At 71.3% G+C, this 26677-nt stretch carries 24 protein-coding genes; 11 read left to right on the top strand and 13 right to left on the bottom strand.

All coding sequences use genetic code 11. The annotated features are described in order from the left end of the window. Positions 1-4: 4 nt before the first annotated feature. On the bottom strand, positions 5-1177 hold the full coding sequence (locus ABJI51_RS09585; protein WP_348949295.1) for a hypothetical protein: 1173 nt from the start codon (positions 1175-1177) through the stop codon (positions 5-7). 220 nt (positions 1178-1397) lie between these two features. On the opposite strand from ABJI51_RS09585, the gene ABJI51_RS09580 reads away from it, so the two are divergent. Further along, positions 1398-1808: a DUF3151 domain-containing protein gene (locus ABJI51_RS09580; protein WP_348949293.1), complete on the top strand. Its 411-nt coding sequence runs from the start codon at positions 1398-1400 to the stop codon at positions 1806-1808. Positions 1809-1953: 145 nt separating this feature from the next. On the opposite strand, the gene ABJI51_RS09575 is transcribed toward ABJI51_RS09580, so the two are convergent. After that, on the bottom strand, positions 1954-3177 hold the full coding sequence (locus tag ABJI51_RS09575) for a lipase family protein (RefSeq protein ID WP_348949291.1): 1224 nt from the start codon (positions 3175-3177) through the stop codon (positions 1954-1956). A gap of 89 nt (positions 3178-3266) precedes the next feature. Here ABJI51_RS09575 and ABJI51_RS09570 point away from each other — a divergent pair, with 89 nt between their 5' ends. Then, positions 3267-3911: a TetR/AcrR family transcriptional regulator gene (locus ABJI51_RS09570; protein ID WP_348949289.1), complete on the top strand. Its 645-nt coding sequence runs from the start codon at positions 3267-3269 to the stop codon at positions 3909-3911. Here the strand turns inward: ABJI51_RS09570 and ABJI51_RS09565 are convergent. From ABJI51_RS09565 to ABJI51_RS09555, 3 genes are all read right to left on the bottom strand, one after another. After that, positions 3908-5191 (bottom strand): GGDEF domain-containing protein, encoded by a 1284-nt coding sequence (locus ABJI51_RS09565; RefSeq protein WP_348949288.1) that lies wholly within the window; start codon positions 5189-5191, stop codon positions 3908-3910. The two genes, ABJI51_RS09570 and ABJI51_RS09565, sit on opposite strands and share 4 nt — an antisense overlap. A 204-nt stretch (positions 5192-5395) precedes the next feature. Further along, on the bottom strand, positions 5396-6655 hold the full coding sequence (locus tag ABJI51_RS09560; protein ID WP_348949286.1) for an MFS transporter: 1260 nt from the start codon (positions 6653-6655) through the stop codon (positions 5396-5398). Positions 6656-6958: 303 nt separating this feature from the next. Then, positions 6959-7285 (bottom strand): hypothetical protein, encoded by a 327-nt coding sequence (locus tag ABJI51_RS09555; RefSeq protein WP_348949284.1) that lies wholly within the window; start codon positions 7283-7285, stop codon positions 6959-6961. 219 nt (positions 7286-7504) lie between these two features. Between ABJI51_RS09555 and ABJI51_RS09550 the strand changes: the two genes are divergently transcribed. Then, positions 7505-9385 carry an FAD/NAD(P)-binding protein gene (locus ABJI51_RS09550; RefSeq protein ID WP_348949282.1) on the top strand — a complete coding sequence of 627 codons (1881 nt, stop codon included), beginning with the start codon at positions 7505-7507 and terminating at the stop codon, positions 9383-9385. On the opposite strand, the gene ABJI51_RS09545 is transcribed toward ABJI51_RS09550, so the two are convergent. From ABJI51_RS09545 to ABJI51_RS09535, 3 genes are all read right to left on the bottom strand, one after another. Further along, a complete protein-coding gene (locus tag ABJI51_RS09545) occupies positions 9369-10475 on the bottom strand; it encodes a glycosyltransferase (RefSeq protein ID WP_348949280.1) in 1107 nt (368 codons plus the stop codon). The genes ABJI51_RS09550 and ABJI51_RS09545 overlap by 17 nt on opposite strands. An 18-nt stretch (positions 10476-10493) precedes the next feature. After that, positions 10494-11132 (bottom strand): HNH endonuclease family protein, encoded by a 639-nt coding sequence (locus ABJI51_RS09540; RefSeq protein ID WP_348949279.1) that lies wholly within the window; start codon positions 11130-11132, stop codon positions 10494-10496. Positions 11133-11244: 112 nt separating this feature from the next. Next, positions 11245-11889, bottom strand: coding sequence for a hypothetical protein (locus ABJI51_RS09535; RefSeq protein ID WP_348949796.1), 645 nt, complete (start codon positions 11887-11889; stop codon positions 11245-11247). 111 nt (positions 11890-12000) lie between these two features. Between ABJI51_RS09535 and ABJI51_RS09530 the strand changes: the two genes are divergently transcribed. Further along, positions 12001-13287 carry an adenylosuccinate synthase gene (locus ABJI51_RS09530; protein WP_348949277.1) on the top strand — a complete coding sequence of 429 codons (1287 nt, stop codon included), beginning with the start codon at positions 12001-12003 and terminating at the stop codon, positions 13285-13287. Here the strand turns inward: ABJI51_RS09530 and ABJI51_RS09525 are convergent. Continuing rightward, entirely contained in the window at positions 13284-13781 is a 498-nt protein-coding gene (locus ABJI51_RS09525) for an OsmC family protein (protein ID WP_348949276.1), read from the bottom strand. The genes ABJI51_RS09530 and ABJI51_RS09525 overlap by 4 nt on opposite strands. Before the next feature lie 119 nt (positions 13782-13900). Here ABJI51_RS09525 and ABJI51_RS09520 point away from each other — a divergent pair, with 119 nt between their 5' ends. Next, positions 13901-14818, top strand: coding sequence for a TIGR03564 family F420-dependent LLM class oxidoreductase (locus ABJI51_RS09520; protein WP_348949274.1), 918 nt, complete (start codon positions 13901-13903; stop codon positions 14816-14818). On the opposite strand, the gene ABJI51_RS09515 is transcribed toward ABJI51_RS09520, so the two are convergent. Further along, positions 14799-16433: a cation:proton antiporter gene (locus ABJI51_RS09515; RefSeq protein ID WP_348949272.1), complete on the bottom strand. Its 1635-nt coding sequence runs from the start codon at positions 16431-16433 to the stop codon at positions 14799-14801. The genes ABJI51_RS09520 and ABJI51_RS09515 overlap by 20 nt on opposite strands. A 147-nt stretch (positions 16434-16580) precedes the next feature. On the opposite strand from ABJI51_RS09515, the gene ABJI51_RS09510 reads away from it, so the two are divergent. Continuing rightward, a complete protein-coding gene (locus ABJI51_RS09510) occupies positions 16581-17816 on the top strand; it encodes an MFS transporter (RefSeq protein WP_348949270.1) in 1236 nt (411 codons plus the stop codon). 76 nt (positions 17817-17892) lie between these two features. Here ABJI51_RS09510 and ABJI51_RS09505 read toward each other — a convergent pair whose 3' ends face one another. The 3 genes from ABJI51_RS09505 to ABJI51_RS09495 all read right to left on the bottom strand — a co-directional run bounded on the left by ABJI51_RS09505 (position 17893) and on the right by ABJI51_RS09495 (position 21642). Continuing rightward, the gene (locus ABJI51_RS09505) at positions 17893-19434 is read right to left on the bottom strand and encodes an amino acid permease (protein WP_348949268.1); all 1542 of its coding nucleotides are present in this window, start codon (positions 19432-19434) and stop codon (positions 17893-17895) included. A gap of 70 nt (positions 19435-19504) precedes the next feature. Next, a complete protein-coding gene (locus ABJI51_RS09500) occupies positions 19505-20452 on the bottom strand; it encodes a serine hydrolase domain-containing protein (RefSeq protein ID WP_348949266.1) in 948 nt (315 codons plus the stop codon). A 53-nt stretch (positions 20453-20505) separates the two neighbouring features. Beyond that, complete coding sequence (locus ABJI51_RS09495) at positions 20506-21642, bottom strand: glycerophosphodiester phosphodiesterase (protein WP_348949264.1); 1137 nt, start codon at positions 21640-21642, stop codon at positions 20506-20508. A 309-nt stretch (positions 21643-21951) separates the two neighbouring features. Between ABJI51_RS09495 and purD the strand changes: the two genes are divergently transcribed. From purD to ABJI51_RS09470, 5 genes are all read left to right on the top strand, one after another. Beyond that, positions 21952-23226 carry a phosphoribosylamine--glycine ligase gene (gene purD, locus ABJI51_RS09490; protein WP_348949262.1) on the top strand — a complete coding sequence of 425 codons (1275 nt, stop codon included), beginning with the start codon at positions 21952-21954 and terminating at the stop codon, positions 23224-23226. A 123-nt stretch (positions 23227-23349) separates the two neighbouring features. Continuing rightward, on the top strand, positions 23350-23730 hold the full coding sequence (locus tag ABJI51_RS09485; RefSeq protein ID WP_348949260.1) for a hypothetical protein: 381 nt from the start codon (positions 23350-23352) through the stop codon (positions 23728-23730). Then, positions 23705-24322: a DUF3558 domain-containing protein gene (locus ABJI51_RS09480; protein WP_348949258.1), complete on the top strand. Its 618-nt coding sequence runs from the start codon at positions 23705-23707 to the stop codon at positions 24320-24322. Before ABJI51_RS09485 ends, ABJI51_RS09480 begins: the two co-directional genes overlap by 26 nt. Positions 24323-24331: 9 nt before the next feature. Further along, the gene (locus tag ABJI51_RS09475; protein ID WP_348949256.1) at positions 24332-25915 is read left to right on the top strand and encodes a hypothetical protein; all 1584 of its coding nucleotides are present in this window, start codon (positions 24332-24334) and stop codon (positions 25913-25915) included. Between the two features lie 2 nt (positions 25916-25917). After that, on the top strand, positions 25918-26676 hold the full coding sequence (locus tag ABJI51_RS09470; RefSeq protein ID WP_348949254.1) for an ESX secretion-associated protein EspG: 759 nt from the start codon (positions 25918-25920) through the stop codon (positions 26674-26676). Position 26677: the final 1 nt, after the last annotated feature.

Raw genomic sequence — 26677 nt, 5'->3', positions numbered from 1 at the left:
GGTGCTACAGCGTTGCCTGCCTCGCGGTCCACCGCCGGGTCAGCGGACCCGCGGCCGCCCACAGCGCGAACACTCCGGCCAGCGCCGCCAAAGCCGTCCAGTAGGCGACCGGTGGTGCCGACTCCGTGTGCGCGTCCCCGAGGATCCACGGCCGGAACTGCGACTGCACCCAAAGCGCCCCGTACCCGAACGCCGTCACCAGCAACGCCCCCGCGGCCGCGCGCACCGGGCCCGACGCCATCAGGAACGCCAGATCCACTGCCAGGCCCACGAAAAGCAGGTAGAACGGCACGGTCGACACCGGGAAACCCAGTCCCAGCAGCAACGGCCACATCACCGACCGGTAAGCGACATACGCCAGCGCCACCGAAGAAGCCGCCCAGCGGAATCCCAGCGTCCTCCGTGCCAGAACGAGGATCAACGCCATGACTCCGATGCCCCACAACGGATAGACCCATTCCGGGATCGGCATCGTGAAGTGCAGCACCGCCGTCCGGTCGACCGGGTGGCCGATCTGGTTGGCCGCGAAGTCCAACAGGGACTGCTCCGCCTCCGGCTCGCCGCGTTCCCACGCGCGCAGGCCGAGGATTCCGTACTCCTGCTGGCCGTTCGGGAAGAACGTGTTCTCCAGGAAGAACGCCCACAGCCCCAGCAGCACACCCGTGCGGAACCGGCCGGGCGGCGCGTACCGCAGCCAGCCCAGCAGGACGCCCGCCTGCATGATGCCCGTTCCCAGGTACAGCATCATGTGGGACGGGCTCCACGCCGTCAGGTCGAGGCCGTTGACGCGGTGGTTGATGACGTCCAGCGGCGCCGCCACCAGGAACGTCAGCAGGCCGATCTGCATCAGGCGCAGCGAACGCTTGTCGCAGCCCAGGCCCGTGTAGCTGTGGATCGCCACCAGCACCACGATGATCACCGTGCCGACGGTGTTGATCAGGTGCGGCGGGGCCAGGTCGTCGCGCAGCCACCGGAAGTGCCACGACATGTCCCACGACGAGCCCAGCAGCTTGAACGCGAACGCCGTCAGCCACATGCCGTAGCAGAACCGCAGCACCCAGTCCGGGGTCGGCTGCCCCGGTGCGCCGCGGTGCCAGTGCCGCGTGAAGAACAGCCGCGTCTTGCCGAGCGGGCTGCGCGGGATCACGTCCGCCGGGACGTCGACTGCCTTGGCCATGCCCGACATCATGGCCGGTCATGGTCACGAGCGGGCTAAGAAGGCCGAAAACCGGGGTTCACCCGTAGGGGTGGCCAACTTGCCTTGGCCCGCGACGGCTTGGCATGGTGTGCCGCCATGATGCCGAAACGAGTTGTCGCGGGCGTGCTGGTCGCCGCCCTGGTGCTGGCCGGTGGCGGGGTGCTCGGGGCGCTGTTCTTCTGAGGGCAGAATGGGCGGCATGACGCACAACCTGCTCGGCCCCGAGCCGACGCTGCTGCCCGAGCACACCGCCGCCCAGGCCGCGCTCGACGCCGGGAACGATCCGGCCACCGTCGCGGCCGAACACCCCTACTACAGCGAGGCGTGGGCTTCGCTGGCCGAGAAGGCCCTGGACGCGGGCGAGACCGTCGCCGCGTACGCGTACGCCCGGACCGGCTACCACCGCGGCCTCGACCAGCTGCGCCGCGCCGGCTGGAAGGGCTTCGGCCCGGTGCCGTGGTCGCACCGCCCCAACCAGGGCTTCCTGCGCGCCCTCGCCGTCCTGGGCAAGGCCGCGGGCAAGATCGGCGAGACCGAGGAGTACGAGCGCTGCAAGACCTTCCTCGCCGACTCCGACCCGGCCGCGTCCGAGGCCACCGGCCTGAAGTGACCCGCCCGGTCGTGGGGGGGTCACAAAGTGTTTAAAACCTGTTGGTAACACAAACACCCCCCCGGGCCTGAGGGCCCCCCCGGGGGGGTTGGTTACAACCTGTTTTCAACCCCTGTTTCTCACTCACGACCAGCCGCGGCAGACCTCAGAACAGGCCGCAGTTGACGGGGGCCGGGAGACCGGCGAAGCGGCCCTCCAGCCAGGCGAACGCCTCCGGGAACGCCCGCACCGCGCCCAGCACGTGCGTCGGCACCAGCGAGGTGCTGAACTGCACCTTCACGCCCTTGCCGCACCACGTCCGGCCCAGGTCGCGGTCCTGCGCGTAGGGCACGATGTCGTCGAGTGCGCTGTGGACGATCAGCACCGGCGCCGACGGCTTCAGCGTCCCGATCTTCTGCTCCGCCACCCGCGACCGGTACGGCTCCTCGCCGAGGTACGCGGTCAGCGAGCGGCCGTCGTTGGTCAGCGTCGCCGACTGCGTGAACGCGTGCGCGGCGATCGCCTCCACCGTGCACTCGGTCCGGACCTGCTCGAACAGCTGCTTGCCGCGGGCGTTGAGCAGTGCCGGGATGTTCAGCTCCGGGTACGCGTAGTTCATGCTCACCAGCGCGAAGCCGAGGAAGCCGACCGCGTAGTGACCGTCGAGGAGCTTGGCGACTTCGGCGAGGTCCGCCGGCACCGCGCCCGCGTACGCGCCCTTCAGCTTCAGTTCCGGCGCGTAGCTCGGCTGCAGCTCCGCCGCCGCGGCCGACGCGCCGCCGCCCTGGGAGTAGCCCGCGATCGCGACCGGCCCGTCGTCCGGCAGGTCCGCTTCGGGCAGCCGTTGCGCCGCGCGGATCGCGTCGAGCACCGCGTGTGCCTCCGCCGCGCGGTTGACGTACGTGTGGTCGCCCGGCGTGCCGAGCCCTTCGTAGTCGGTGACGACGACGCCGTACCCCCGGGTCAGCAGCCCGGCGATGAACGGGCCTTCGTACTCGAAGCCCGCGGCCAGCGCCTTCGACGGCGCGCAGTCGTCGCCCTCGCCCTGCGTGCCGACGGCGTAGGAGACGATCGGCCGGGCCCCGGCGCCGTGCCACGCCGACCGCGGCGTCAGCACCGTGCCGGTGACGGCGATCGGCGAGCCGTGCGTGTCGCGGCTGAGGTACATGATCCGCTGGACCTCGGCGTCGGCCTTGATCAGCTTGATCGGGTCGATGTAGAACGTCGACGCTTCGTGGCGGATGACGTCGCCGTCGCGGCCGGACGGCAGGGGTGACGGCGGGTCGTAGAAGGAGGCGGCGGAGGCCTGCGGCGGGCCGGCGACCGCCAGCGCCAGCACCGAAACCGTGGCGACGGCCGCGGACACGGCGCGACGGGGGAAGATACGCATGCTTGCTCCTCGTTGAGCAGGACGAGTGCGCGGGGAAGCACCTTTTCAGACACAGGTGTCGGAAAAAGAATCACGTGAGGTGGACCACCATGTCAAGCCCCGCTCCGCGTGGCAGGCCGCGCAAGCTCCCGGTCGGGGAGCAGCGCGCCCGCGTACTGCACGCGACGGCGAAGGTCGTCGCGCAGCACGGGATGCAGGGCGCGACGATCGAGCAGATCGCCCGCGAAGCCGGCGTCTCGCGCCAGGCCGTCTACGAGCAGTTCGGGGACCGCGCGACGCTGTTCGCCGAGGTCGTGGCCGTCACGGAGGAGCACGCGTTCGCCGCCATCGCGGGCCCGTCGGTGACCGATCCGCAGTCCGGGCTGCGGGCATGGGCCCGCGCCAACTACGCCAACATGGTCACCTTCGTCGCCGACCACCCCGAGGCCTACGGCGTGCTCCGCGCGGCCGAGCGGGCGGGCGACCCCGCTCTCACCCGGTTGAGGGAGAGGCTGGCCGCCGTCTACGCCGAAGCCAGCCGGCGGCGGTGGGCCGCGCACGGCATCGACTCCGGCCGGGCGGACCGCGCGCTCGTCACCCTGTTCTTCGCCATGACCGAGTCACTGGTCCAGGCCACCTGGGACGGCGAGCCACCGGACCAGGACGCCCTGATCGACCTGCTCACCGAGTTCACCGTCGGCGGGGTCGCCCGCCTGCAGGCCAAGGCGAGCGACGTCATCGAGCGGCTGCGCTAGGCGACGGCCATCTCCGGGAGTGCCACCGAGCCGACCACCCGGTTGCGCCCGCCGTGCTTGGCCGCGTACACGGCCGCGTCGGCGGAGGCCATCACCTCCTCGATGGACGATCCGTCGAGCGGGTACGCGGCGACGCCGATGGATGCCGTCTGCCGCTGGATGTCGACGGCTTCGCCCTCGTTGGTCCGGGTACTGATGACCAGCTCGCTGACCCGCTGCCGGATCCGCTCCGCGGTGACGATCGCGTCCTCTTTGGACGTCGCGGGCAGCAGCGCGACGAACTCCTCGCCGCCGAAGCGGCCGACCAGGTCGTGCGCCCTGGTTTCCTGCTTGACCACCGCCGCGACCGCCTTGAGCACGTCGTCCCCCGCGAGGTGCCCGTAGGTGTCGTTGATCCGCTTGAAGTGGTCGAGGTCGATCATCATGGCGCCGAAGCTGCCGTTCTCCCGCTCCGCGCGCGAGATCTCGCGCTGCGCGCCGTCCTGCCAGGTGGTGGCGTTGAGCAGCTGCGTCTTCTGGTCGGTGGTGGCCAGCTCCTCGAGCCGCTTGATCAGCACCGACCGCTGCAGCACGTACAGCGGCAGGATGACCAGCACCGACAGCAGCGGCTCGTGGCCGAGCACCAGCACGAGCAGCCCGCCGACGCACAGGGTGGACAGTTCGAGGAGGTTGTCGTCCATGCCGCCGAGGCAGCTCTCGGCCGTCGCCTCCTCGGGGTTGGCGAGGTAGAGGCCGAGGCCGGTGAGGGCGGCGTTGACCACGAAGTACACGAGCACGGCGATCGAGACGGCCAGGACGCTGAGCCCGTCCGAGTACAGCGTGACCAGCCCCGCCGAGCAGGCCGACAGCGTGGCGCTGGTGGCGTTCGCGGCGACCCGGTGCGGCTGGCCCGGCCGGGTGCCCGACCAGCTCCGCAGGGCCAGGCCGACGTAGAGCGTCACGCCGAGCAGGGTGACCAGCTGGGTCGGCAGCAGGAGCGCGGCGGGCAGCAGCCACACCGACGTCATGTTCATGTGCGGGCCGGCGCTCAGGATGCGCCGCTGGCGCTCGATCCGGCGGCTGACCTCGGTCTGCGCCAGTGCGAGCCCGGCCAGCAGCCCGAGGATGCCCAGGTGCTTGAGCGTGATCGGCGTGGTGACCGTGGCGACGGCCGTCCAGCCTGCCAGCACGGCGATCGCCGCGAGGGTGACGGCGATCCAGCGCGGCGGCCGCCGCCACAGCGCCCAGCCGGCAACACCAGAAATCACGCCTTGTCCAGACCGTTCCCCCGATGTGACCATTTTTCCCCCAAACCCTTGTGCTCTTCGGTGGTGATGAACCACTCACGGACAGTTTCAACGCGTTTGCCGTCTGTCCACAAGGGCTTAAGGTGTGTACATTTTCCGGGACGCCGGATCGAAGGGTGGCCAGCGATGCGTTCCAGAGATCAGTGACCGGAGCCGCGCCGCAAGGTCGCGATGACGAAACCAGCGTGTTGAGCGCGTTCAGGCGTGTTCGGCGCGCTGGCTTTCCCAGTCATGCCCGGAATCGGCAGCCGCGGTCCTCGACCGCCGCCACGCCAGGGCGAGCGGCACCGTAAGTATCAATCCGGCAACGCCGAAGATGCCGACGGTCGTCTGTGGCCCCACGAAGTCGGTCAGCGCGCCGCCCAGGAGCGGGCTCACCCCCAGCATCGTCGTCAGCCCGGTGTTCGACAGCCCCATCGTCTGTGCCCGGTTCTCGTCCGGGACGGCCAGCGTCAGCGACGCCGTGGCCTGCAGCAGCGCCACCGAGCCGAACGCGCCCGACAGGACGAACAGGACGAACGACACCCACGGGTCCGGCTGCGCGAAGCCCACCAGCATCGGCACCCCGCACAGCGCCGACAGCGGCGCGATCAGCTTCGGCCGGACGTCCGCGGGCACCCACCGCGTGAAAACGAACGTGCCGATCACGCTGCCCACCGGGTCCGCCGCGAGCAGGAGCCCGACGAGCCCGGCGCCACCGCCCGCCGCCGCGACGTACGGCGCAGCGATGCCCTCGTAGACCGGCAGCAGGCCCATCAGCCAGGTGAACAGCACGAGTGCCCGCAGCGCGGGGCTGGCGAACGCCACCCGGCCGCCGGTGCCGATCGTGGCGAAGAACGACTTCCGCTTCTCCGCGTTCGCGGCGGCAGGCCGTGACCGCACCCCAAAGCGGACGAACGTCGCCGACAGCAGGAAGGTGGCCGCGTCGAGCGCCAGCGCCACGTGCGGGTCGAGGGCCAGCAGCAGCGCGCCGCCGCCGGCGAACCCGAGCAGCTGCGCCGTCTGGACGGTCATCGTCCGCACGCCCATGCCGACGACGAACCGGTCGCCCTCCAGGATCTGCGGGAGCAGGGCCAGCTGGGCGGCCTTGAACGGCGGGTTCAGCAGCGAAACGGCCCCGACCAGCACGCAGACCAGCCAGAACGGCAGCGCGGGCACGGCGACGAGCAGGATCAGGCCCGCCCGCAGCAGGTCGACGGTGACCATCACGGTGCGCCGCGGGAAGCGGTCGGCGAGCCCGGTCAGGAAGATGCCGCCGAGCAGCGACGGCGCGAAGGTCAGCGCGTAGGTGAGGCCGGTCAGCGTGGCCGAGCCGGTGGAGCTGTACACCAGGATCGAGAGCGCGACTCTCGCCAGCTGGTCACCGGCGATCGACAGCAGTTCGCCGAACCACAGTGCCCGGAATTCGGCGACCCCGAACACCTCGCGGAACGTGACGCGATCCGGCGGTGCTGCCATGCGTATCTCCCGACCTGTTGTGCAGACCGCGTCTGTCGCGCATGACCTCCGGCGACGAGACGACCAGTCGGTCATGAGGCAGTCACGGTACGTGAGTTACCTCAGCCAGTGTCCCGTGACTGTTGGTAAATTCCTAGGTTCTTTCGCTGGTATCCAAGGTGTCACGGAGTTTTCCCGAACGGGTCAGACGATAGCCCGCCGTGTCTGACCGGTTGCCCAGGAGTCACCAATGGATCATTCCTCACCCGATGGGCGAGGACCAGAGGCAAAAGTAGCCACCTCGTCGGGTGAGGTGGCTACCGCTCAGGACCGCCGCCGGTGGTGCTCGATGACCTCGATCGAGGCGCGGACCTGCTCGAAGGTGGGCGGCGCCGCCCGGTTGAAGACGACGGTCAGGGACCGGCGCGGGATCACCACGAACTCGACGTCGACCCCGGCCGCCTCCGCGGCGGCCTCGACGACGTCCCGCCAGTGCTGCGGGTCGATCCCGTCGGGATCGGCCCATTCGTGGGCGAAGATCGCCCAGTTCCCCCGGAGGAGGGTGCCGACCACGTCCTGCGCGGTGTGGACGCGATGCGGCGGGCCGATCTCATCGGCCACGTCTTCGCGGCCGCGGCGGTGCTGGGCCATCCGGGGATGGCAGGCAGGCCCGGGCGCCTGGGTGGACGAGGGACAAACTGCGCTCCTTCCGCCGGTGTACCCGGGGAGTTCGGAGCCGCGCCCGGAGCGGATTGGTGCCGCGCCCCAGCGAGCGGGGGGGGGGGGCTTCAGAGGCATTCGCCGAGCCGCCCGGATTCCGCAGTGTGAGAACCCGGCTTCGCGGCGCAGCTCCGGCGTAGCTTCGGCGGCGTGGCCGATCTTCCGCCGTTCACCCTCGCGATCGTGGGCGCCGGGCCCCGCGGGGTCGGCGTTCTCGAACGGCTCGGGGCCAACGCCCCGGAGCTGCTCCGCGGGCGGCGGCTCGAGGTGCACCTGATCGACCCCTTCCCGCCCGGGCCCGGCCGCGTCTGGCGGTACGACCAGTCGCCGCTGCTGCGGATGAACTCCATGCCCGAAGACGTCACCATGTTCACCGACGACTCCGTGCAGCTGGCCGGCCCGGTGCGGCCGGGGCCGTCGCTGCTGGAGTGGGCGCGGCAGGTCCGGGACGGCGCGCTCGACGCCGAAGTGCCGTCGGACGTCTACGCCGAGCTGGCCGCGCTGGACAGCTTCGACTTCCCGACCCGGCGGCTGCAGAGCGCCTACCTGAGCTGGGTGTACCGGACCGTCCTGGAAAGCCTGCCCGAGAGCATCGACGTCGTCGAGCACGCCGCGCGCGCGACCGGCGTCGACGGGCGTGCCGTCGCCCTGTCGGACGGGTCCGTGCTCGACGCGGACGCCGTCGTCTTCACCGTCGGGCACCTCGACGCCGAGCCGGACGAGCGGGAGCGCGAACTCGCGTCGTTCGCCGCGCGGCACGGCCTGGCCTACTACCCGGCCGGGTACACCGCCGACGTCGACTACTCCGGCATCGCGCCCGGGGAAACCGTGCTGGTGCGCGGGTTCGGGCTGGCGTTCGTCGACCTGATGCTGCTGCTGACCGAGGGCCGCGGCGGCCGGTTCGAAGAACTGGACTCCGGCGGCCTGCGCTACCACCCGAGCGGCGCCGAGCCGGTGCTGCACGTCGGCTCCCGGCGCGGCGTGCCGTACCACGCGAAGATCGGTTACCGGCTGCGCGGGAAACCCTTGCGGCTGCCCAGGTTCTTCGACGCCTACGCCATGGACGGGCTGGCCGGGGACGCGCTCGACTTCCGCCGGGACGTCTGGCCGCTCATCGCCAAGGAGCTGGCCTGGGGCTACTACAGCGAGCTGTTCACCGGGCACCCTGACCGCGTGCGGCTGGACTTCGCGGTGTTCGCCGACGCCTTCGCCGACCTGGACTGGGATTCGCCGGGCATGCGCGACCTGGTCGCGCGGGCGGTGCCTGCCGAGGCCGACCGGCTCGACCTGGACCGGCTGGACCGCCCGATGGCGGACCGCGTGTTCGGCACTGCCGAGGAGTTCGGCAAGGAGCTGCGGGAGTACGTCGAGGCCGACCTCGCGCGCCGGGCGGACCCGGAGTTCAGTGCCGACCTCGGTGCCTTCATGGCCCTGCTGTCGGTGTACTCCCAGCTGCCCGTCCTTGTCCAAAAAGGACGGCTGGCGGCGTCGTCTCAGGTGTCCGATATGGACGGATGGTTCCACGGGTTCTTCTCGTACTACGCCAGCGGTCCGCCCCCACGCCGTCTGGAGGAGCTGCTGGCGTTGCACGAAGCGGGCGTGGTTTCCTTTGCTGGAGCGGAAATGCGGGTGACAGCGGAACGAGGCGTCTTCGTGGCGTCTTCGGCCAGCCACCCGGACACGGTGGAGGCCCGCACGCTCGTCGAAGCGCGGCTGCCGGGCCCGAGCGTGACCCGCGCGGCCGACGAGCTGCTCCGGCAGCTGCGTGACGCGGGCGAGCTGGCCGAGGAGACGGTCGCGGACCCGCTGACGGGCACGCGCCTGCCGTCCGGCCGGATCCACACGCGCGTCACGGATTCCCGCCTGCTCGACGGCGCGGGCCGCCCGCACCCGCACCGGTTCGCGGTGGGCCCCCACACGAGCGCCCGCTCGGCGGCGGCGTTCACCCGGCCGCGGACGAACGCGTTGTCGTTCCGGCAGAACGACGCGGTGGCGCGGGAAATCCTGGCGCTGGTCAGCTCGCCCAGCTGACCAGTTCGCCGAGCACCTTCTCCGGTGCGGGCATGCCCGCGATCTCCGTGGCGACGCGCTGGGCGACGTCGCGCGCGGCCGGGCCGGTCAGCAGTTCCCGGGCCGCGGCCTCGATCGCGTCGATCCGGATCGCGTCGCCCACCAGCGCCTTCGCCGCGCCCAGCGCCGAGAGCGCGCCGGCGTTGGCGAACTGGTCGGCGCCCTGCGGCAGCACCAGCTGCGGCAACCCCGCGGCGAGCGAGGCGAGCACCGTGCCGGAACCGCCGTGGTGCACCACCAGCCCCGCGTGCTTGAGCACTTCGGCCTGCGGCACGAAACCCGCGACCTGCACACGGTCCGGCAGTTCGCCCAGCGCCGCGGGATCGCCGGGACCCATGGCCACCAGGACGTCCACCGGCAGCCGCGAGAGGGCGGCGATCGCGCCGCGCAGCACGTCGGTGGCGCCGAAGACCACCGTGCCCAAGGTCAGGTACACGAAGCCGTCCGCGGGCAGCGGCGGCAACGGGACGTCCGGGTCGACCGGGGTGGGGCGCATCCGGAACACCGTCGGCACGCCCGCGCTGCCCGGGTCGCGGAGGCTGTCGGGCCAGACGTCGACGCAGGCGTCGCCGAGTATGGCGTCCGCGGGCAGCGTGCCCCAAACCGGCTTCAGCCGTTCGGTGGCGACCGCGAGCACCTCCGGCGGCATCGACCGGCCGATCACGAGCGAGACGGCCGGGATGCCCGCCTCCCGCGCCACCGCCCCGGCGCCGATGTCACTCTGTTCGTAGATCACCAGGTCGGGACGCAGTTCGGGGAGCAGCGGCCGCAGATCGGCCGCCGTCGCGAGCGGCAGCAGCTCGGCGAACATCGTGATGCCGATGTCGAAGACGCCGGCGTCCTCACCGTGCCGCCGCCGGGCTTCGGCCTCCGCGTCCCCGATGCCGATGCCGACCCGGTGGGCGGCGAAACCGAGGTCGCGCACCTTGCCGACGAACGCTTCACCGGTACCGAAGACGACCTCGTGCCCGGCCGCGCGTGCCGCGTTCGCCAGCGGCAGCAAGGGGAACAGATGGCCGTACGCCGGGCGGCACGAGAAGAGGATCCGCACCGCCCGAGCGTACCGGCGTCAGCAGCGGTTGAGCATGTCCGTCAAGGCGGACTTCTCGGCCGAATTGACCGTCAGCTTGAACTTGTACTTCACCGCGACCCACATCTTCGCGTAGGTGCACCAGTACGAAACCAGCGGCGGCTTCCACGCGTCCGGCGACTTGTCGCCCTTCTCCTGGTTCACGTTGTCCGTCACGGCGATCAGCTGCGGGTCGGTGAGGTCGTTCGCGAACGCCTGGCGCTGCGCGGTCGTCCACGCCGACGCGCCGGTGCGCCACGCGTCGGCCAGCGGGACCACGTGGTCGATGTCCACATCGGACGCCGCCGTCCAGGTTGCGCCGTCGTACGGGCTGAACCACCTGCCGGAGGTGGCCGCGCAGCTCGAATCCGTCACGACGTTCGTGCCGTCGCGCTTCAGCACCACTTCGCGCGTGTTGCAGCTGTTGCCCTGGTCGATCCAGTGCGGGAACTTGTCGCGGCTGTAGCCGGTCTGCGAGCCGTCGGCCTTGACGGTCAGTGCCGCCAGCTCCGACTTCGCGGTGGTCGCCGACGGGATGCCCGGCGGGGTGGCCTCGGCGACGCCGGCGAGCGTTCCGGAGAGCACGGCGGTGACCGCGAGCACGGCCAAGGAATGACGAACGGCACGCCTGGTCGGCATATTGCTGCCTCCGTGTCAGGGGCGGGGACAGCTCACCCTGATACACGATGGTGGCGCATGCAACACGTATAGGTGACGTGTTGCTGTCCGTTGGTGAACACTGCGTGAGCGCTCAGAGGGCGCCCCGCACCAGCCGCAGGTCCTCGGTGTGCCGGTACCACGTCCACTTGTTCACCGCGCGGTCGTAGACGACGTCGTCGCGGACCGGGCGGGTCGGGATGCAGCCGATCTGGAACGCCCGCGAGTACAGCGTCGTCGGCCGCTTGAAGATCGTCCCCTTCACCACGCGGACCGCCAGGCCGGGGCCGCCCGGGTCCGGGGTCACCTCGATCGAGGAGGCCGGCCCGCGCAGCGCCACCTGCTCGTCGGCGTAGGCCACGCCGCGGACGAGCCGCAGCTGCCCGCGCCCGACCAGCACGCCGCCGACGTCGTCGCGGATCAGCGGTACCGGGTCGACCTCGCCGCGCAGCGCCAGCGCGAGCGCCCGCAGCGGCGTCTTCGGCAGGCCCCAGAGCGCGCCGACCACCGAGTCCGGCGACGACGGCACGAAGCCGACCGACACGCCCGACAGTGCGTCCCTGCGGAGCAGCCGCAGCACGACCGCGGCCAGGTCGGCGTCCGTGCCCGACACGATCAGGTGATCGTGTTCGCCCAGCAAGGGGTCGATTTCCGCCTTGCCCGGACGGCTCGGCACGCGGACCGAACCGACGTCGTCGACCTCCTCGAAGCCGGCCGCCTCGTCGCCACAAGCCACCACTATTCCGCGCACCCGCGGGTCCTCCGTTACAGTCATGCACCGGCATTTCCCACCGCCACCGGTGTCCGTCCGGGACACTGAACCTCAGTCGTCGAACACCTGGAGTGTCACATGCCGGCCATCGTGCTCATCGGTGCCCAATGGGGAGACGAAGGCAAGGGCAAGGCCACCGACCTGATGGGTGACCGCGTCCAGTGGGTCGTCCGCTACCAGGGTGGCAACAACGCCGGTCACACGGTCGTCCTGCCGAACGGCGAGAACTTCGCCCTGCACCTCATCCCCTCCGGCATCCTGACGCCCGGCGTGACCAACGTCATCGGCAACGGCGTGGTGGTGGACCCGGGTGTGCTGCTGGACGAGCTGTCCGGCCTCGAAGCGCGGGACGTCGACACGTCCAAGCTGCTGATCTCGGCCGACGCGCACCTGATCATGCCGTACCACGTGGCCATCGACAAAGTCACCGAGCGCTACCTCGGCAGCCGCAAGATCGGCACCACCGGCCGCGGCATCGGGCCGTGCTACCAGGACAAGATCGCCCGCGTCGGCGTCCGCGTGCAGGACCTGCTCGACGAGAAGATCTTCCGCCAGAAGGTCGAGGCGGCACTGGAGTTCAAGAACCAGGTGCTGGTGAAGGTCTACAACCGCAAGGCCCTCGACGCGAACCAGGTCGCCGACGAGGTGCTGGCCGCGGGCGAGAAGTTCGCGCACCGCATCGCCGACACGCGCCTGCAGCTCAACCAGGCGCTGGAGCGCGGCGAGACGGTGCTGCTGGAGGGCTCACAGGGCACGCTGCTCGACGTCGACCACGGCACCTACCCGTTCGTGACGTCGTCGAACCCGACGTCCGGCGGCGCGAGCGCCGGTTCCGGCATCGGGCCGGGCCGGATCACGACGGTGCTCGGCATCCTCAAGGCGTACACCACACGCGTCGGCTCCGGCCCGTTCCCGACCGAGCTGCACGACGAATCCGGCGAGTACCTGCGCAAGCAGGGCGGCGAATTCGGCGTCACGACCGGCCGCTCGCGGCGCACCGGCTGGTTCGACGCGGTGATCGCGCGGTACGCGGTCCGCGTCAACGGCATCACCGACTACTTCCTCACGAAGCTGGACGTGCTGTCCGGCCTGGAGAAGGTGCCGGTGTGCGTCGGCTACGAGGTCGACGGCTTCCGCACCCAGGACATGCCGATGACGCAGACCGACGTGCACCACGCGATCCCCATCTACGAAGAGCACCCGGGCTGGTTCGAGGACATCTCGGCCTGCCGCACGTTCGAGGAGCTCCCGGCGAACGCGCGCGCGTACGTCGAGCGCCTGGAAGAGCTGTCGGGCGCCCGGATTTCCGCAATCGGCGTCGGCCCGGGCCGCGAGCAGACGATCGTGCGGCACCAGTTCGTCTAGGTCAGCTTGGTGCTGACCGGCGTCTCGTTGCGGAACAGGTCGAGCACCGGGCAGTGCTCGTCGACCTCGCGCTTGAGGTCCTCGTAGCGCTCCCGGCTCGCCGGTCCCTCCAGTTCGACCGACACCCGGACGTCGCCGAAGCCGGGGCGGGTGTTGAACGAGAAGCCGAAGAAGCCGTGCAGGTCGAGGTCGCCGTCGACGGTGACCTTGATCGAGTCGATCGGGATTCCGCGCTTGGCCGCCCAGAACTGGTAGGTGATGACCTGGCAGGAGCCGAGTGCGGCGAGCGCGTACTCGACCGGGTTGGCCGCGTGGTCGGTGCCGCCGAGCGCGGCGGGCTCGTCGACGGTGAAGCTGTGGTCGCGCACCTTGACCTCGACTTCGGTCCGGGTGCCGGGCTTGAGGACGTGGTCGACGCTGAAGGAGACGGCGGCGTTGTGCGGGTCGGCGTCGACGGCCCGGCGGGTTCCTTCGATGACTTCGGTCAGCGACATGAGGCTCTCCTGAAGATCGGGATTTCGCTACAGGGTGGGCGAATCCCGCTGGCCTCGCTCGGGTTCCCAAGTCCTGGGAAGCCGGAAACCCCGCTGGTGTCCGTCGCTAGCTTGGAATCATGACCATCGGAGTCGCGCTGCCTGCCGGGGACACCGGGTCCGCGGCGAACCTCGTCGACGAGCTGCTCGGCCAGACCCGCCAGGCCGCCGCGGCCGGGCTGAAGTCCGTCTGGTTTTCCCAGCTGCCGCTGAGCCAGGACGCCGTCACCGTCGCCGCGCTCGCCGGGCGGGAGGTGCCCGGGATCGAGGTCGGCACCTCGGTGGTGCCAACCTATCCGCGGCATCCGCTGCTGGTCGCGAGCGCGGCCCAGACCGCCGCGGCCGCCACCGGGGGCCGGTTCACGCTCGGCATCGGGCTCGGCGCGAAGAGCTTTCTCGGGCCGGTCTACGGCACCGAGTACCCGCCGCCGGTCCGGCACCTGCGCGAATACCTGACCGTGCTGCGGCAGGTCTTCGCCGGGGAGGCCGTCGACTTCGCGGGCGAAACCGTCGAGGCGCACGTCCCCGGACCGTCCACTGTGGCCGGTGGGAACGACGTGCCGGTCCTGGTGGCCGCGATGGGGCCGCAGGCTCTCGCGGTGACCGCGGAACTCGCCGACGGCACCCTGCCCTACCTCGCCGGGCCGAAGGCGCTTTCCGAACGGATCGTCCCGGTCCTGGCCAAGGCCGGGACGCCCAAGCGGATCGTCGCCGCGGTGCCCGCGGTCGTCACCGACGACCCCGACGCCGTGCGGGCGCTGGCCGCCGAGCAGATGGCCTTCTACGGGCAGATTCCGTCGTACCGGAGGATTCTCGACGCCGAAGGCGTGGACCACCCGGTCGAGCTGGCGCTGATCGGCGACGAAAAGACCGTGGCCCAAGGCATCCAGCGGTACTTCGACGCCGGCGCCACCGACGTCGTGCTGAGCCAGACCGGCATCCGTTCCGCCGAGGAACGGCTGCGGACTTGGGAAGCCCTCAGCCCAGCCGGTTCGTGAGCGTCGCCGACACCGACAGCTCCTCCAGGTCCAGTTCCCGCAGCACCTTCCGCAGGACTTCGTCGTCGAGCCGGCCCGCGCGGTTCTCCTCCAGCATCGCCTTGCGTTGCGTGATCAGCAGTTCCCGCCGGGCCTTCGCGAACTGCGCCTGCGGGCTGCCCGAACGTTCCTCGCCGGTCAGCGTGATCGCTGCCTTGGCGAAGCGGTAACGCGTGTCCACGAGACGTTGCAGGCGCTCCTTCAACCGGTCGATCTTCTCCGGCGGCAGGTCCAGGGAGGCCAGCCGTTCGCGGCCGATCTCCTGCAGGCGTTCGTACGCCGCCTGCCGGGCGACCTCGCGCGCGGCCAGCTCTTCGGCTTCGTCGCGGGCGGCCTCCGCCGGGTCCTGCACCTTCAACGCCCGGATCAGCGGCGGCAGCGTCAGGCCCTGCAGCAGCACGGTCCCGACGGCCACGGCGAACGCGAACAGCTGGATCTCCTCCCGGCCCGGGGTGCCTGCCGGGACACCGGCGGCCGCGGCGAGCGTGACGACGCCGCGCATGCCCGTCCACGAGACCACCGCCAGCGTCCGCCAGGGCGGTGCCGCGCGGCCGCGGCCGAACAACCGCATCGCCTGCGGCAGGTAAGCCGAGACGAACACCGCGGGAATCCGCACGAACATCGTCACGCCGAGCACCGCGGCCGCGACGAGGGCGAGCGTGCCGTCGTCGCGGGCCGCGTGCTGGGCGCCGTCGAGGACGACGGGCAGCTGCAGGCCCATCAGCGCGAACACCAGCGCTTCCAGCAGGACGTCGATCGACGCCCACACCGACCGGTCCTGCATGCGGGTCGCGGGTGACGCGTACAGCGATCGCTGGCCGAGGTAGAGCCCCGCGGCGACGACGGCGAGCACGCCGGAACCGCTGAACTCCGGGCCGAACGGGTGCAGGTGCTCGGCGGTGACGTACGCGCCGAACGGCACGATGATCCCGAACGCCGACTCCAGCAGCGGGTCGTCGAGCAGCCGCCGGATCGCCACCACGGCCGCGCCGATGGCGAGGCCGACGGCGATGCCGAGCACGGTCGCCACGCCGAACACCGCGAACCCGTGGCCGACCGAGCCCGCGGTGCCCGCGACCGCGGCGAGCGCGACCTTGTACAGCGTCAGCGCGGCCGCGTCGTTGACCAGGCTTTCGCCGGTCAGCACGGCCATCGCGCGCCGGGGCAGGCCGAGCTTGCGGCCGATCGCGACCGCCGTCACGGCGTCCGGTGGCGCCACGACCGCGCCGAGGACCAGCGCGGAGGAGAACGGCACGTCCGGCAGCAGCAGGTGCACGACGACGGCGACGACCACCGCGGTCACCGCCACCAGCACCACGCCGAGCGCGACGATCGGCCGCAGGTTGGTGCGGAAGTGCGTCACCGAGCTTTCCAGCGACGTCGAGTACAGCAGCGGCGGCAGCACGACGGTGAGGATCAGTTCCGGTGCCAGCTCCAGCCGCGGCACGCCGGGGATCAGCGCGACCCCGAGCGCGACGACCACCACCAGCAGCGGTGCGGACAGGTTGTAGCGCCGCGCGAGCGCGGTCAGCGCCAGCGAGCCGGCGAGCACGCCCAGCAACGTCAGGATCTCCACTTCGGTGATCTTTCCGCAGGTCGGGGCCGTCTGCTCGCTTCCGGCGAGTGGAAGCGCGATGGATTCTGTCGGGGGTGGTGTGCATACTGTTCGCATTCCGCACACCTGTGCGGAGGACGTGCATCGACGCACCACCGGAGGTTCCCCATGTCCCCTGGCACCCGCTCCTGGGTCGTGCCCCTGGCCTGGACCGCCGTCCTGCTCGACGGGTTCGACCTGGTCGTGCTCGGCACCGTCCTGCCCGTGCTGCTGCGCGGCCACGTCTGGGGCCTCACCCCGGCCACGGCGTCGGTCGTGTCGACCGTCGGGCTCGCCGGGATGATGCTGGGCGGGCTGGCGATCGGCACGATCACCGACGTCATCGGCCGCCGGAAGTCGCTGATCATCTCCGTGGCGTTGTTCTCGCTGTGCACCCTGTTGTGCGCCTTCGCGCCCTCGACGTTCGTCTTCGGCCTGCTGCGGTTCGTCGCGGGCCTCGGGCTCGGCGGCTGCCTGCCGACGGCGATCACGCTCGTCACCGAGTACGCGCGCCACGGCCGGGCCGGGAGCGCGACGACCACGGTGATGACCGGCTACCACGTCGGCGCGGTGCTGACCGCGCTGCTGGGCATCGTGCTGATCTCGCCACTGGGCTGGCGCGCGATGTTCGTCGCGGGGGCGCTGCCCGCCGTGGTGCTGATCCCGCTGATGCTGAAGTTCCTGCCGGAATCCGAGTCGTTCCAGCGGGTCCGCGAGACCGAGCGGTCGGCGGGGCACGCCGTCGCCGGGCTGTTCCGCGGCGGGCTGCTGCGCGCGACGATCGCGTTCTGGGTGACGTCGTTCATGGGGCTGCTGCTGGTGTACGGGCTGAACACGTGGCTGCCGGAGATCATGCGGCAGGCCGGGTATCCGCTGGGGGCCGCGCTGAGCCTGCTGCTGACGCTGAACGTCGGCGGCATCGCGGGCCTGCTGGTCGCGGGCCGGGTCGCCGACCGCGCCGGCATCCGCCCGTCGGCCATCGCCTGGTTCTGCGCGGCGGCGGTGTTCCTGGCGCTGCTGAGCGTGAAGCTGCCCGCCGTCGGGCTGTACGCGGCGGTGTTCCTGACGGGCTGTTTCGTGTTCAGCGCCCAGGTGCTGGTGTACGCCTACATCGGCCGCATCTACCCGGACGCGATCCGCGCGACGGGCCTCGGCTGGTCGGCGGGCATCGGCCGGATCGGCGCGATCTCGGGTCCGATCCTCGGCGGCGCGCTCCTGACGGCCGGAATCGCCTACCCGTGGGGCTTCTACGCGTTCGCGGGCGTCGGCGCCCTGGGCGCGCTGGCAGTCACAGTGGTCCGCCCGGGCCACCACTCCCCAGCCCCATCACCTGCCCCGGCAACGGAAAGCCCCGCGACTTCCTGAGTCTGCCGCAGCGGTCGTGAGTGGTAATTCGCGTTCTAACCCTCATTACCACTCACGACAAGCCGCGGCAGACCGCCTAGCCGAGTTCCTTCAGTTCCTGTTCCACGGCCGCGAGTTCGGCCTCGGAGCCCTGGACCTTGGGGCCCTTGAACCACTTCCGCGCGGAGACCACCCACCACAGGGCGGCGCCGCCCAGCACCACGAGGAAGGCGATCGGCGTGTAGTTGAAGGAATCCGCCGTCACCGGCGACACCTGCGGCAGCATGAACAGCACGAAGATCAGCGCGACCCACACCGTCGCGACGATGCCGATCGGCTTGCCCCAGCGGCCGAGCGTCCACGGGCCCGGCTCGAACGAGTCGCCGCGGCGGACGCGCAGGAACACCGGGATCACGTACGCCACGTACAGCCCGACCACCGCGATCGACGTCACCGCCGCGTAGGCCGTTGCGCTCCACAGGTACGGCAGCGCCAGCAGCAGCGCGCCGCCCGCGGCGAGCCACACCGCGTTGGTCGGGGTCTGCGTGCGCTTGTTGATGCGGTGCCAGAAGCCCGATCCGGGGATCGCGCCGTCGCGGGCGAAGGCGTAGATCATCCGCGAGTTCGCCGTCACCGACGCCATGCCGCAGAACAGCTGGGCGCCGATGCAGATCAGCAGCAGGAACTTGCCGGTCACCGCGCCGGTGGCGTCGATGAAGATCTGCGCGGGCGGGACACCCGTGGCCGAGCCGACCGCGCCGTCGTAGTCCTGGATGGCGAACGTCAGGCCGACCAGCAGCACCCAGCCCGCGACCAGCGACACGACGATCGACATCACGATGCCCCGCGGGCCTGCCTTGGCCGCGTTCTTCGTCTCCTCGGTCATGTGCGCGGACGCGTCGTAGCCGGTCAGCGTGTACTGCGCGACCAGCAGGCCGAGCGCGAAGACGTAGACCGAAGAACCCCAGCCGGTCTGGTTGACGAAGCTGCCGAAGACGAACGACGCGTCCTGGTGCTTGTCCGGCACGATCAGCAGCACGCCCACGATCACCAGCACGCCGAGCACGTGCCACCACACGCTGACGTTGTTGAGCACGGCCACGATCCGGACGCCGAAGGTGTTCAGCAGGCCGTGCACCACGAGGATGATCGCCAGCAGCAGGATGGTGTGCCCCGGCGTCGCCTCGAAGCCGAACTGCAGGTCGAGAAAGGCGTTGAGGAACAGCGCCGCGCCGAAGTCGATGCCCGCGGTGACCGCGATCTGCCCGATGAGGTTGAACCAGCCGGTGAACCACGACCACGCGGGCCCGTTCTTCGGCGCCAGCTTCGCGGCCCAGTAGTACAGCCCGCCGGCGGTCGGGTAGCTGGAGCAGACCTCGGCCATGCCGAGCCCGACCAGAATCACGAACAGCCCGACCAGCGGCCAGCCCCAGATCATCGCGGCGGGCCCGCCGGTCTTCATGCCGAAGCCGTAGAGCGTCAGGCAGCCGGACAGGATCGAGATGATCGTGAAGGAGACGGCGAAGTTGGAGAACGCCGACATCGTGCGTTTCAGTTCCTGCGCGTACCCCAGCTGGTGCAGGCGGGCCGCATCGTCGTCGGCGTGGTCGGGGGCGGTCTGCTGGTCGGAAACATCCATCGGGCACCTCTTGAAAGGTATGCGGCCAGACCATTGAATTCGCCGAAGGTAGCCCTGGTCCCCCAGGGTGTCAAGGCTTGGCCAGCATCTCGTCCAGGTACCCCAGCAGGGGACCGCCACCCCGGTGGTTGTTCGAAATCAGGGTCGCGGTCAGGCCCGACGCCGGCACGTGCGTGCTCCGGAACGTGACGCCGTGGTCGCCGCCTTCGAGCCGGACCCAGCCCGGACGCGGCAGCCAGAAGCCCAAGCCGTAGCCGTCCGCGTGCGGGCGCAGCATCCGGTCCGCCCACTCCCGCGGCACGATCCGGCCTGCCGTCAGTGCGGGCCAGAACCGCCGGAAATCGGGTGCGGTGCTGTAGATCCCGCCGTCGCCGTGGCCCATGACCGGCAGGCTGAACACGTTGGTGCGGCCGTCTTCGAGGTATCCGGTGGCCGTCCGGCCGGGCAGCGCGTCCGAGCGGAGGAAGGCGGTGTCGGCCATCCCGGCGGGCACGCAGACGCGGTCCCGGACGAGCGTGGCGAAAGGTATGCCCGAGATCCGTTCGGCGATCAGCCCGAGGACGACGAAGGCGCCGTTGTTGTAGCGGAACTCCTGACCGGGCGGGCATCGCTGCGGGAAGCCGTCCAGCGCGGCCAGGTAGTCGGCCGAGGTGGCCAGGAGCGGATTCGGCGGCGGGTCCGCTTCCTCGTCGCAGTAGTCACCGATGCCGGACGTGTGCGTGAGCAGGTGCTCGACGGTCACGCGGTCGTCGATGAGCGGCAGGTCCCCGCCGAGCACCTCGCGGGCGGTGGTCTCCAGCTTCAGCCGTCCCTCGGCGACCAGCCCGATGACGGCGAGCGCGGTCAGTCCCTTGGTGCCGCTGGCGATCGCGAACCGGGTGTCGACGGTGTTCTCGACGCCGTACGCGAGGTGCGCGTGGCCGTAGGCCTTCGCGAGCAGCGTCTCGTCACCGCGGTTCACCAGCACGACACCGGAGAAGCCGTGGTTCCGGGAAAGTGCGTCGACGGGCTCGCTCATACGGGACAGCGTCCCCGAGCGAGCCCGGCGGCGGCAATCACTTAAGGGCGGACTTACCGGCCCAGGAACGCGTGCAGCGACTCCAGCGCGGTGTCGGGCTGGTCGGCGAAGAAGCCGTCGACGCCCGCCTCGAAGAACGCGGCCTCCTCGGTGAAGACGTCCCCGTAGGCGTCCGGCTCGGCCGAGGAACGCAGGTTCGCGGGCAGGAACGGGTTCTCGTTCCGGAAGGTGTAGGGCTGCACCTTCAGACCCGCCTTGTGCGCGTCGGCGACCAGTGCGGTCGGCCGGGTCAGGTTCCCGGCCGCGTCCAGGGGGATGATCTGGCCCTTCTCCGGCCCGAGGTACTTCGCGTACTTCGCGATGTCACGCAGGCCCTGCGGCGTCACGAGGTCCTTGTACGTCCGCTTGTCGCCCTTCGCGACGAAGTCCGCCGGCGCGCCGGTCGCCGAGGTCAGCTGCAGCAGCGGCGTCCGCACCTGCCGGTGCAGCTCGATCAGGTTCGACACCTCGAACGACTGGATGATCGCGGGCGCGTCCGGCCGGTCCAGGCCGTTGCGCTTGAGGATCGCCACCAGCTTCGGCTCGGTCGGGTTGCCGATCGACCGGAAGAACGTCGAGTGCTTGACCTCGGGGTAGGTGCCCAGCGTGCGGTGCAGCTCGCGGCCGAGCCGCCGGGTCAGGTCGAGCACCTCCTGGTAGGAGGCGATCTGGTAGCGGCCGTTGTACAGCGTGTTGTGCGGCCGGTTCTGCGGGATCCGCTCGACCGCGCGCAGCGTCTTCAGCTCGGCCAGGGTGAAGTCCTGGGTGAACCAGCCGGTGGTGGTGACGCCGTCGAGCACGACGGTCTTCTTCCGGTTCGCGAACTCCGGGTGCTTCGCGACGTCGGTGGTGCCGCCGATTTCGGGCTCGTGTCGGGCGACGAGCTGGCCGTCCTTGGTGGGCACGAGGTCGACGTCGACCCAGTCGACGCCCATCCGGAAGGCGAGCTCGTAGGAGGCGAGCGTGTGCTCCGGCCGGTACCCGGGCGCGCCGCGGTGTCCGATGATCACGGGTTCATCGTGACCCCGCCCGTGCGCGGCCGCATCGGCGGACCCGCTTTCGGCGGCACTCGCCGACCCGACGGCGAACCCGGTGACGCTCAGCAACGCCAGTGCGGCCAATGTCAGCACGCCGACACGTTTGCGCTTCATCTGGTGACCTCTTTTCACGCAGGGTGTGCCCTGGATGTACCCGCGCCACCCTCGATGCCGCAAGCGTCCGAAGTGCGTACCTGGGCGGTCGCGCCGGTAAACGGCACGTGCACTCCCGGCCCGCGGGTTGGGTGGTCTGCCGCAACCTGTCGTGAGTGGCGATTAGGGTTCTAACCCGAATTACCACTCACGACCGCGGACCGGAGGCGGGCACGGTCACCCGGCCGATCGGTGGAGCCGGGGCCTCGGGGCCGCCGCCCGGGGACGGCGAAATGTCCGCCGCCGTCGCGGGCGGATACGCTGTGCGGCGTGCGCGTACTGGTAATCGGCTCCGGCGCTCGTGAGCATGCCCTCGTCCTCGCGGCGTCCGGCGACCCCGCCGTCACCGCGCTGGCCTGCGCGCCCGGCAATGCCGGGACCGCCGCGGTCGCCGAGCAGCTGGGTGTCGAAGCCTCCGATCCCGAGGCGGTCGCCGCGCTCGCGAAGAGCTGGCAGGCCGACCTCGTCGTCATCGGCCCGGAGGTGCCGCTCGTCGCCGGTGTGGCCGACGCTGTGCGGAAGCTCGGCATCGCCTGCTTCGGCCCGTCGGCCGCCGCGGCGCGGATCGAGGGCTCGAAGGCCTTCGCGAAGGACGTCATGGCCGCGGCGAACGTCCCGACCGCGCGCTGCGAGGTTGTCGACAACCCCGCGCGGCTCGATGCCGCGCTCGCCCGCTTCGGCCCCACCTGGGTCGTCAAGGACGACGGGCTCGCCGCCGGCAAGGGCGTCGTCGTCACGCCGGACATCGAGGTCGCGCGCAAGCACGCGATCATGCTGCTCGACGGCGGCCACCCCGTCCTCCTGGAGTCCTATCTGGACGGTCCGGAGGCCTCGCTCTTCTGCTTCGTCGACGGCCACACCGTCGTGCCGCTGCTGCCCGCGCAGGACTTCAAGCGCGTCGGGGACGGCGACGCCGGCCCGAACACCGGCGGCATGGGTGCCTACGCGCCGCTGCCGTGGGCGCCCGAGAACCTCGTCGACGAGCTGGTCGAGAAGGTCGTCCAGCCGGTCGCCGACGAGCTGGTCAACCGCGGTGCCCCCTTCTCCGGCCTGCTCTACGCCGGGCTCGCGCTGACCTCCGACGGCCCGCAGGTCATCGAGTTCAACTGCCGCTTCGGCGACCCGGAGACCCAGGTCGTGCTGGCGCTGCTGCGCACCCCGATCGCCGGGCTGCTGCACGCCACCGCCACCGGCAAGCTCGCCGAGCACCCGCCGCTGGAGTGGGCGAGCGGCGCCGCGGTCACCGTCGTGATCGCCGCCGACGGCTACCCGGGCAAGCCGCGCACCGGCGACGTCATCACCGGGGCCGAGCTGGAAGGCGTCCTGCACGCCGGTACGCGCCGCCGTGACGACGGCGCGGTCGTCTCCGCCGGCGGCCGCGTGCTGTCGGTCGTCGGCACCGGCAAGTCGCTCAAGTCGGCACGCAAGCACGCGTACGAGATCGTCGAGAAGGTCCACCTCGCGGGCTCGCACCACCGCACGGACATCGCGCTGAAGGCGGCGAACGGCGAGATCAGCGCGCCGGGAGCGAAACAGCGCGCCTGATTGCACGGATCGGGGGAACCGGCCGGGGACGAGTTTCGTCCAAACTAAGGCTGCCGTCACACCCTCGTTGGTAGCCTCGACGGGAGCCGGCCGGTCACTGTCCGTATGACGTCAGGGGAGAGCATGTCAGGACCCTCGCACGACCTCAGCCCGGCGGTGCCCGTGGCGCCGGCGGCCGCGGACGTCCTGGTCCGCCCGGACAAGCTCCTCGACGTCGCCCGGATCGTCGAGGAGCAGGCCAACGCCCTCGAAGACCAGCTGGTCACCAAGCTGGACCAGCTGCGGATCGACGCGCCGTCCGCGGACGTCATCAGCACCCAGTCGGTCCAGGCGTGGAACACCCTGATCGCCGACGGCGACCGCTCCTACGCCGGCCAGGTCCGCGAGTACGTCGCGGGCCTGAAGCGCCTCGTCTCGCAGCTCCGGGAAGCCGCGAAGGACTACCGGATCAGCGACGAGGAGAAGGCGGCGGTGTTCGGTGACCGCGGCAAGCACGGTGCGTAACCACGCGCTGCGGATCACCGGCGGCGTGCTCGCGACGGCGGCGCTCGCCGGCTGCTCGGCGGGCACGTCCGGCACGCCGTACCCGGTCGAGACGGCCGCCACCGCGGCGTCGCAGAGCGCGAAGGCCGCGCAGCTGCCCCGGCGCCCGGCCGACCTGCCGCTGCAGGGCGCCGACCTGTGCGGCCTCTTCCCGCAGGTGCAGCTCGACACGCTCAAGATCACCAGCACGCCCCGGCAGGCCGACAGCCCGGACGGGCCGGTCTGCGTGCTCGACGCCGACGGCGAAGAGCCGTTCCACGGCTACCAGGTGGGCTCGGTCGCCGCGGACCTCGACCAGTGGCTCACCGGTGCCCGGCACAAGAACAGCATGACCACCGAGCCGAAGACCGTCGGCGGCTACCCGGCGCTGACGAGCTACCGCGCGGCGGGCGACCCGGCCGACTGCACGACCCTCGTCGGCGTCGCGCAGGGCCGGACGCTGTCCGTCCGGACGTTTCCCATCACCCGCGGCAAGCTCACGCAGCCGCAGCTGTGCGACATGGCGGCGCGGGCCGCCGACATCGCGCTGCAGACGTTGAAAGCACGCAACTAGGGAGGGCGCGTGGAATTCTCCGAGTTCGCCGCCGGGATCCAGAACCACCGGTTCGACGGCTGGACCAACACCGCGATCGCCGACCAGATCACGCGGATGGTCAACGGCGAGGGCACCGGCAGCATCGGCACCGCCGTCGACGCGCTGAAAGCCGTCGCGACCGCGCTCTCCCACACCGACCAGACCCTGCGCGAGCAGCTGCAGAAGCTCGGCGTCGAGTGGCAGAGCCAGGCAGGCGGCGCCGCGGGCCAGGTGTTCACCGAGCAGGCCGGGTTCTCGCAGGACGCCATGACGAAGATCGTGCACGCCGCGACGATGGTGTTCGAGCAGGGCGAGGCCTTCAACCGGACCAAGTACAAGCTGCCGGACGCCGAAACGGTCCGGAAGGGCGCGGGCGGCTACACCCTCACCGACGGGCTGATGCTCAGCCTGATCGGCTTCGAGACCGACCACGCGCGCCAGGTCGAGGCCGCGAACGACGCCAAGGCACAGGCCCAGCAGGCGCTGAACGAATACGCGCAGCAGAGCGGCGCCAACCTGCTGTCGACGCAGTCGCTGTCGGACCCCGAATCGCTGAAGCTGACGACCCCGGGCGTCAAGCCGGGCGTGCTCGACGTCGCCGGCTCCGCGGTCGCGGTGACCCCGGACGGCGGCGTGAAACCGGCCTCGGACAGGGTCCGCTCGGTGCGCGTCGAGCCGCCCGCGGTGCAGCCGGTGTCGCACCAGGTGTGCGCGGACCCGCCGACCTCGGCCTACGGCGTCGCCGCCGCGCCGCAGCAGCACTCCCGGCCGCCGCGGCAGACCGGCTCGTCGGGGGTGGCGCCGGTCCAGCACACGACGCCGAGTTCGTCGACGACGCCGTCGAGCGTGAAGCCGCCGACGGCCAACCCCGGCCCCGGCTGGGTCAACACCAACACCCCCGGGCGGGGCGCGTCCCACGAGCCCGGCCGCTTCCCGCCCGGCCCGGTGACCGGGGGCACCGGCGAGCCGTTCGTGCCGCCGGGCGCACCCGGCGCGCTGCCGCCCGGCTCGACGCCGCCCGGGTCCTCCCCGGCGACGGCGCCGATCAAGTCGCTCGGCGGTGGCGGGAGCGCGTCCGGCGGGGCCACCGGCATCGACAGCTCGCCCGGCCGCGGTCCGGACGGCCTGCTCGCCAAGGGCCGTACGGTCGGCGCGGCCCCGCAGCCGCCGTTGCCGCCCGGCCAGTTCACGGCCGAACGCGGGTTCGCGGTGAAGCCGGGCGTGTCCCCGGGCGAGCTGGGCGCGGGCGCGGCGGCCGTCGGCGCGGGCGCGGCAGGCGGCGCGCTGAGCGGCGACCGCGAGCGCCAGCGGCGGGAGAGGAGCCAGCCGAAGGGCCCGGTGCGGCCGCTGCCGGTCGGCGAGCTGCCCGAGGAGGAGGCCGTCGCGCTGCGCAAGTCGGAGCAGATCAGCCCGAAGCAGCAGCCGGGCGAGGCGAAGTTCCTGTCGGAGGCGGCACCGCGCGACGACGACGCCGAGCACGTCCGCCGCTACGGCGTCGACGACCAGGACCTGTTCGCCGACCAGCGGATGGTGTCGCCGGACGTCCTCGGTGACCACGGGGACGGGCGCTGACCGTGTCGCTGGTCCTGTCCGCGCGCGAGTTCGACGTGCTCTGGGAGTCGTTCGAGCTGCCCCGGCGGCACGTGTCGCTGGACGTGCCGAGCGAAGGAACCACCCGCAGCGAGCGGCAGGAGCTGGTGGACGCGGCGTGGGCGTCGCTGAGCGAGCGGCGCCTGGCCCGCAACCGCCGGGTGTCCGGCGAAGTGGCCGACCTGCTGCACCTGCTGGCCCGCCCCCGGTTCGGCGTGGACGTGTGGGTGTGGGCGGACCGCGAAATCCGCGGCCGCGCGGTGAGCCTGCGCGGCCAGGCGGTGCTGGCGGTGGTGGACAACGGCGAGGTGTGGCTGATCCCGGCCACCGAGGACGCCCTCCCGGAAGCGGCGGTCTCGGTGGCGGGCGAGCTGGGCCCGGGCATCGGCCAGACGGTGAGCATCCCGTACGACGTCCTGCGCGCGGCGGACGCGGCCGCGAAGGGCGACGCAAAAGCGCTGGTCACGGCCCTGGAGGACCGTGGAGTGGCGTTGTTCCAGGCCCAGGAGCTGTCAGGAATGCTGCTGGGCCAGGAAGCCCGCGGCCAGTTCGGCGCGGAACGCACTTCCCGCGACGGCGTGATCCACCGCGCGGGCCGGGTGGTGGCGTTCTTCGACACGGACGCGGGCCGCTACCTGTTCCAGGTGGCGGAGGACCGCGAAGGCCGCGAATGGGCCACGGTCACCCCGGCGGACAACGCGTTGCTGGCCACCAGGATCCGCGAACTGATGGCGGAGGCCTGAC

Source organism: Amycolatopsis melonis, assembly GCF_040064235.1.
Classification (GTDB): Bacteria; Actinomycetota; Actinomycetes; order Mycobacteriales; family Pseudonocardiaceae; genus Amycolatopsis; species Amycolatopsis melonis.
This window is presented reverse-complemented; position numbering and strand designations above follow the sequence as displayed.

Bases quoted from the DNA above. Each gene is read 5' to 3' on its own strand.
- ABJI51_RS09500 (WP_348949266.1), bottom strand. From the start codon at position 20,452: ATGAGCGAGCCCGTCGACGCACTTTCCCGGAACCACGGCTTCTCCGGT.
- ABJI51_RS09570 (WP_348949289.1), top strand. From the start codon at position 3,267: ATGTCAAGCCCCGCTCCGCGTGGCAGGCCGCGCAAGCTCCCGGTCGGG.
- ABJI51_RS09485 (WP_348949260.1), top strand. From the start codon at position 23,350: ATGTCAGGACCCTCGCACGACCTCAGCCCGGCGGTGCCCGTGGCGCCG.
- ABJI51_RS09540 (WP_348949279.1), bottom strand. From the start codon at position 11,132: ATGCCGACCAGGCGTGCCGTTCGTCATTCCTTGGCCGTGCTCGCGGTC.
- ABJI51_RS09495 (WP_348949264.1), bottom strand. From the start codon at position 21,642: ATGAAGCGCAAACGTGTCGGCGTGCTGACATTGGCCGCACTGGCGTTG.
- ABJI51_RS09530 (WP_348949277.1), top strand. From the start codon at position 12,001: ATGCCGGCCATCGTGCTCATCGGTGCCCAATGGGGAGACGAAGGCAAG.
- ABJI51_RS09510 (WP_348949270.1), top strand. From the start codon at position 16,581: ATGTCCCCTGGCACCCGCTCCTGGGTCGTGCCCCTGGCCTGGACCGCC.
- ABJI51_RS09585 (WP_348949295.1), bottom strand. From the start codon at position 1,177: ATGGCCAAGGCAGTCGACGTCCCGGCGGACGTGATCCCGCGCAGCCCG.
- ABJI51_RS09565 (WP_348949288.1), bottom strand. From the start codon at position 5,191: ATGGTCACATCGGGGGAACGGTCTGGACAAGGCGTGATTTCTGGTGTT.
- ABJI51_RS09555 (WP_348949284.1), bottom strand. From the start codon at position 7,285: ATGGCCCAGCACCGCCGCGGCCGCGAAGACGTGGCCGATGAGATCGGC.
- ABJI51_RS09525 (WP_348949276.1), bottom strand. From the start codon at position 13,781: ATGTCGCTGACCGAAGTCATCGAAGGAACCCGCCGGGCCGTCGACGCC.
- ABJI51_RS09505 (WP_348949268.1), bottom strand. From the start codon at position 19,434: ATGGATGTTTCCGACCAGCAGACCGCCCCCGACCACGCCGACGACGAT.
- ABJI51_RS09520 (WP_348949274.1), top strand. From the start codon at position 13,901: ATGACCATCGGAGTCGCGCTGCCTGCCGGGGACACCGGGTCCGCGGCG.
- ABJI51_RS09575 (WP_348949291.1), bottom strand. From the start codon at position 3,177: ATGCGTATCTTCCCCCGTCGCGCCGTGTCCGCGGCCGTCGCCACGGTT.
- ABJI51_RS09560 (WP_348949286.1), bottom strand. From the start codon at position 6,655: ATGGCAGCACCGCCGGATCGCGTCACGTTCCGCGAGGTGTTCGGGGTC.
- ABJI51_RS09580 (WP_348949293.1), top strand. From the start codon at position 1,398: ATGACGCACAACCTGCTCGGCCCCGAGCCGACGCTGCTGCCCGAGCAC.